Raw genomic sequence first — 5,727 nt, forward strand, 5'->3', positions numbered from 1 at the left:
TGCAATAATGCCGCTATGCATCCATGCGAAATCGTAATCTGTTGGTTTTCCAACAGCAGTACGCCTATATCTTCTATGGGTACTGTCCTATCCTCCTTATCCTTTTCCGGAAAGGAAATGACCAATTGGCTATTCCTATGACTCAGATAGGCCGGATTGGAAAACATCAAGGTTCGTTTTATCATGATTTATTTCCCTATTTTGAAAAACAAAACACTTTCCGCTGCTTTTGGATTGTAATCAATTGCCGTGGCGTACAAATCCAGTACTTGGCGATACATCACTTTCTCACTGCTGCGAATATCCCGAATCGTATCTAGTAGTTCTTTCCAATAGTTTCCGCCACCAAGATTTTTTAGGCGGTGGCTATCGATAGCAAAACCTTTAATCAGATATTCTTTTAAGCGTTGGGTTGCCCAGATACGGAAAGATGTGGCTATGCTCGATTTTATGCGATAACCAAGCGAAATAATCATATCCAGATTATAGTGTTCTACATTGTAATTTTTGCCGTCCGAAGCAGTTGTTCGGAATTTCCGAACAACTGCTTCTTTGTTCAATTCTCCTTCTTCAAATATGTGTTTGATATGCTCACTCACATTGGCTTTACTGGTTTGATAAAGTTGGACCAACTGAGCTTGACTAAGCCATACCGTTTCATTCTCAAATTTTACATCTATTTGAGTTTGATTATCGGAGGTTTGATAGATGATTATTTCACTCATAATTTTCGAATTCTTCTGATTGTGTTTGTACATACAGTGCCTCAATTAAACCTCTCCCAACCGATAAACATCCGGTGCATCATCAGCACGGTTGTTCGCAAACACACTATCTATTAATTTCTGTGTCGCAATAACCAACTCCGCAAAAACTTCTATGGCTAACCATTCCTGTGCAGAACGATTTAAATCTTTTTGACTAACATACGCCCTAAGTCCGGCACCGGCATCTATCATGTTGGCCAATACAATATTCTCATAAGCCGCCAAATACCCCAGCCGCTCCTCACCTCTATTTACCTGAACAGCAAAACTATCATACATATTGGTCGGTTCACGTACAAGCTGTACCTCATCACCTTCTTTAATACTATCTTTGATTTTCTTAAAGTCATAATGCATACCCCCCCGGATATAATTATCATATATCTTGACAGATTGGGTATTAATCAAACTATTCGTAGGCAAGATTAATCCACCTGCTCCTAAGCCCAGTGATTTGAGAAAGTCTGTTCGATTCATCATCTAAAACTTAAATTTTATGCTTCCATCCAATTTCATTTCAAAGTCTTTGCCTTCGATTATAAAATTTGGATTAGTTGGCTTAAACAATATCCTGGGTGCTATAAAATCCGTCTGATATTTAGAAAAGCCATCCTTTCCTGCTGATTTAAAAACCTCTTTAGGGAAGGCTTTTGTCAATTCTTCATCTTCTCTCGCCTCTAAATGATGTTGAAACAACATATTTCCAACAGAAGCCTGATGTAATCTTTTTATAAAATATAATCTTTTTGAAATCTCTTGAGGTTCATTTTGAATATCATTTAATTCTTCAATATGATTATAAAAGATCACCTTCTGACCAACTTCAAAAACATGAATTAAACGAGCTTCTTTCTTTTTTATAATAATCGGTTCTTTTTGTCTAAAAAGTTCTTCTTTACCATTTGGAAACCCAATATTTCTCAAATAATTAGCAGCTTCAAATTTATTGATGGAAATAATATCTCTGTCGCCTTTATTATTTTCATACATACTAAACACATAATTTTCGCCCGAATCCGCATAAATATAATTCTTGTACTCCTTATTGGACTTGTACGTTTGCTCTTTTACAACAGTAACATTATCAGGATTCATATATCCCCTTCCTGACTTAACACGACTTCTAATCCTTCTTATAGGATTACCTTGAAAGTCTGTTAACTCTGTTACTTTTTTTGTTTTTAATTGCTCTTTGACATGGTTTTTCAAGACCTCATCAACAATATTATCAACATTAAACTTACTATCAGTCACGGAAACTCTAATTACCATCCACATCTCATCCTTCCCATCAACTTGATTGTATAAGATAGTTCCTTCATCATCCCTTTTCAAGCTGCCATTTTCATCTTTAGCTGCAACCTTGATTTTGCCATAATAGGTTTGTTGGTGCAACTCCCCTCTTACTGAATCACCTTGTGCTATCTTCGGAATTTTCTCTCCTTTTTCATCTAATAATAAATTGCCGTCTTTATCTCGTAACCAAACAATCCTACCTCGTTTTCTGACTTTTTTAATGCCCGGCGTAAGCGTTTGGTCTTTGTCTGCAATATTGTTGATAAGAATATTTTTCTCAATTTCTTCTATCATTGAGTAATTGAAATCAGAGAAAGGTTTTATCGGATATGCTCCCTTGATATTATTTTCTTCTTTGTAATAGTAATCTTTGAGAATCTCCTCGCGTTTTCTTAGAGATGGAATTAGAGTCAAAACTGCGGCATCTATTGCGTGATGTGAGTGTTTACTTCTGTTTTTAACCTCTCCTTTTGGTTGTATTCCATATATTTTCCTGAAATCTGAAGTAACCGAACCTTTGATAACATCTACTTTGGCAAAGACAGTTTTCAAGTAATGAAATGCATATTTGGTAATAATCTGCGTATCTGTCAGCTGACTATTGACAAATCCTTTAGGGATTTCAGTACGGGTAAATCTATCGACTTTATTTTTCCAATAATCATATTCCATTTGACGAATATGCCGTTGACGAATTGCATTGTCCTTTTCTGCTTTATCCATTGCTTTCTTGGACTTATTCTTCCAAAATTCAATTTGGCTAAATAAATCTTCTACTTTATTTTCCCACGCTTTCAGCCTCGGTTTAATTGCGGAATATCCATTATACGATTCTTCATAATTTGGCAATTCGGTTGGTAATTTATTTTTCTTAACATTACGATTGTAATCGGCATAACAAACGGTCAAGTTAGCCAATGAATTATCAAAAGACTTACTTCTGGGAATAGTATGCTCAAAATCTATCTTGTTTTTATCAAACAAATCGGTAAGTTTAATCATTTTCCCGGTGTACATACATACACAATTCTGCTCTTTCCATAGACGATACTTCATTATATCCTTATCAGAAGCCGATATCTTCTTATTGTTCTCAATAGAACTTACATCTTTTTGTACTTCATCAAAATTTTCTAACTGCTCTGTCCAAATCCTAAATTTATCTATATCTGAATCACTCTTTGAATTGGCATATCCATTGAAATTCGGTTCTTTTATTAATTCTTCAATTGCAGAAGCAAAAGCACGGTTTTCAACCTCTCTGTCTCGCTGATACTTTTCGATTGCCCAACGTTTGTTAGCATCGTTTAAATCTCGTGCAATTTCAACCACTATTCTTGTTTCATTATCAATTTTTCCGATTTCGACTAAATAATTAATAATATCTCTCAAGTGATACAAGGTTTTATAAGCCATAGGATTTTTGAAAGCGGCTGTTTTAGGACTTTCCAAAAATATCTGACCTTCTTTACTCGGGTAAATGTCTATTTGTGATGGATGATATATTTTATCCAACAAGTTTTGTGAAACATTGAAATGATTATCCAAAAAATCTTTAATCTGATTGACCAAGTGAGGCTGCTTAATATGCTCTCTTTTTGACGATGTGAAGAAATCTTGATATTGAACGGCTACCTCATTCAGCAGTTTATTCTTAAAATTATCTTCTAATTGATTCCACGTTTTTTCTCCATAATGTTCAACAGACGCGGTTTCAACATCTTTATAATCCGATTCCGCTAATTTGTAAGAAGTATCTTTCCAACCAAATTTCTCATCATAATCAAGAGCATAATATTTAAAAATCAGATTATTGGTTATGTTTACGATTGTTTTTTGATGACGATTTTCTTTAATTTCATTTTCCAAAGCTCGAATAATATCCGATTTATTTGCTTCGAATTTTTCCTTACCCAATAATTCTGGGAGCTTAGCTAAAATAACAGCTTCTGAATAGATTATTCCCTCTCTTAAAAACGGTAATATATTATCAATGGCTTTTAAACTCAAATTTGCATATCCAACAGGAAAACTGTTGAACAAAATCAATAATTCTTTTATTTCCTCCTCTTCAAATTCTAAAACCGTTTCTAAAAACTCCGTAAAATATTCTTCGTCTTCAAAAGAGAATAGAATATGCCAAATTTCTTCAATGGTATATTTAATCGTTTTCTCTTTTCCCTCTCTGTTTTTCCGAACAACCACCTTTCCAAAATTCTCCCAATCATCTCCAAAAGCAGCTCTCAATCTTGAAGAAACATAGCAACTTGGAACAGAAATTTCGTCCATTCTGCGACTGTAATTCAACTCCCAATATTTTCCTCCATTATTTTTTATGATTTTTCTTAAATCCGCAAATTTCAGTTCTTTTTTGCTCTTATAAAAAAATGCTTCATCATACAACTTCTCTTTCAACCCCAACGGAATAGGTTGAAATTGGTTATTATCTTCCGTCCGATACTTGATGTTATTGATGAAAGACCATGCTCTGTATTCCTCAAATTTTGGATGGCTGATTGGACAACGGGATTTATTGGGTTCTAAAGTACACTTACCAACCAATCCTTTTTGAGAACGCAAAGGCCTTTGAAAAAAGATAGCTTTATCCACATTTTCAATAAAATCAGCATCTGCTACATTTTGAAATTCCAATATTTTATGAACCTCGTTTTGATAATCTGAACGTAAGGTATATCTGTTTCTGACACGAATATTCCTGTCCTCCAAATAGGCGAATGCAGCTCCTAAGCTTCCGTTTTCTGTAATTAAATCTTTGTATTCATTTCGTCCTATTGTCTTTGTTTCAGTACTTCCATTGTCAATAGCCGATTTTTCATTTTTACCACTTTTTCTACTGCTTTTAAATCCTCTTCTTTGTGCTATGTGGTATAATGCACGGCCAATTTTATCTCGGTTTTCTTCTTTGGATAAATTTAATTTTTCAGATATTAATAGTCTTCTCAACTGATACGGACTTGAAAAATCAGGCTTTCCATCTCCATCGAAATCTAATTTTATCCATTGGTCAAAAGCATTATCATTTATTGGAAAAACACGACCGACACCTTTTTTGTAGTTCTTCCAATTTTTAAGGTTTTCTTCTTTTAACGGACAAAATCCATATTCAATCAACACTTTTAGTGTTTCCCATTTTCTATATCTACGAGCATTGTATAATCTTCTTGAAGAACGGTGCTTTGTTCGTTCAGCAGCAAAAGAAAATTCCCCGGATTTGCCTTCTCCAACTCCTTTCCTAAACGTATAAACTCCATACCAAGAGAAAATATCATCTTCTCTTAAAGTTAAACCCGCTGAGTTAGTTCCTAAATCTATTCCTAAAGTTTTACTCATAATTTCTAAAATATTTTTATATTTGTCTCAGAAAGACAATTCACAACAAGGCTATAAGCCGAAGAAATCTCAATCCTGCGTACCCCGTGGGATTTTTTTATGTATTAATTACGACAACTATACAATTAGTAGGTTATTTAATTCATATTTACTCTAAGGTAAGAAAAAGACATTAAACAACAATAAGGATTATTCCGTTGTGAAAACATTTGGATCGCTTCTTGCCCATCAACCAGGAGGTATTTTTTATACCTAGACGAGATCACCTCACCAAAAATCGGATAGGATTCGTCCATCGGCTGTGGCCATGCTT

General features: G+C 34.4%; 3 protein-coding genes and 1 pseudogene. All 4 read right to left on the reverse strand.

What is annotated here, in order from left to right; translation table 11 throughout:
- Positions 1 to 185: pseudogene (locus tag ABWO41_RS14610) on the reverse strand (type II CRISPR-associated endonuclease Cas1); the annotation flags it as partial.
- Between the two features lie 3 nt (positions 186 to 188).
- Positions 189 to 725, reverse strand: coding sequence for a virulence RhuM family protein (locus tag ABWO41_RS14615; RefSeq protein ID WP_353139594.1), 537 nt, complete (start codon positions 723 to 725; stop codon positions 189 to 191).
- A 45-nt stretch (positions 726 to 770) separates the two neighbouring features.
- A complete protein-coding gene (locus tag ABWO41_RS14620) occupies positions 771 to 1,247 on the reverse strand; it encodes an HIRAN domain-containing protein (protein ID WP_353139597.1) in 477 nt (158 codons plus the stop codon).
- Positions 1,248 to 5,414 carry a type II CRISPR RNA-guided endonuclease Cas9 gene (gene cas9, locus ABWO41_RS14625; protein ID WP_353139600.1) on the reverse strand — a complete coding sequence of 1,389 codons (4,167 nt, stop codon included), beginning with the start codon at positions 5,412 to 5,414 and terminating at the stop codon, positions 1,248 to 1,250.
- Between the last annotated feature and the right edge of the window lie 313 nt (positions 5,415 to 5,727).

This window comes from Pseudopedobacter sp., assembly GCF_040392825.1.
In the GTDB taxonomy this organism is placed as follows: Bacteria; Bacteroidota; Bacteroidia; order Sphingobacteriales; family Sphingobacteriaceae; genus Pseudopedobacter.

Coding starts and splice junctions, on each gene's coding strand:
- ABWO41_RS14615 (WP_353139594.1), bottom strand. CDS start 725: ATGAGTGAAATAATCATCTATCAAACCTCCGATAATCAAACTCAAATA.
- ABWO41_RS14620 (WP_353139597.1), bottom strand. CDS start 1,247: ATGATGAATCGAACAGACTTTCTCAAATCACTGGGCTTAGGAGCAGGT.
- cas9 (WP_353139600.1), bottom strand. CDS start 5,414: ATGAGTAAAACTTTAGGAATAGATTTAGGAACTAACTCAGCGGGTTTA.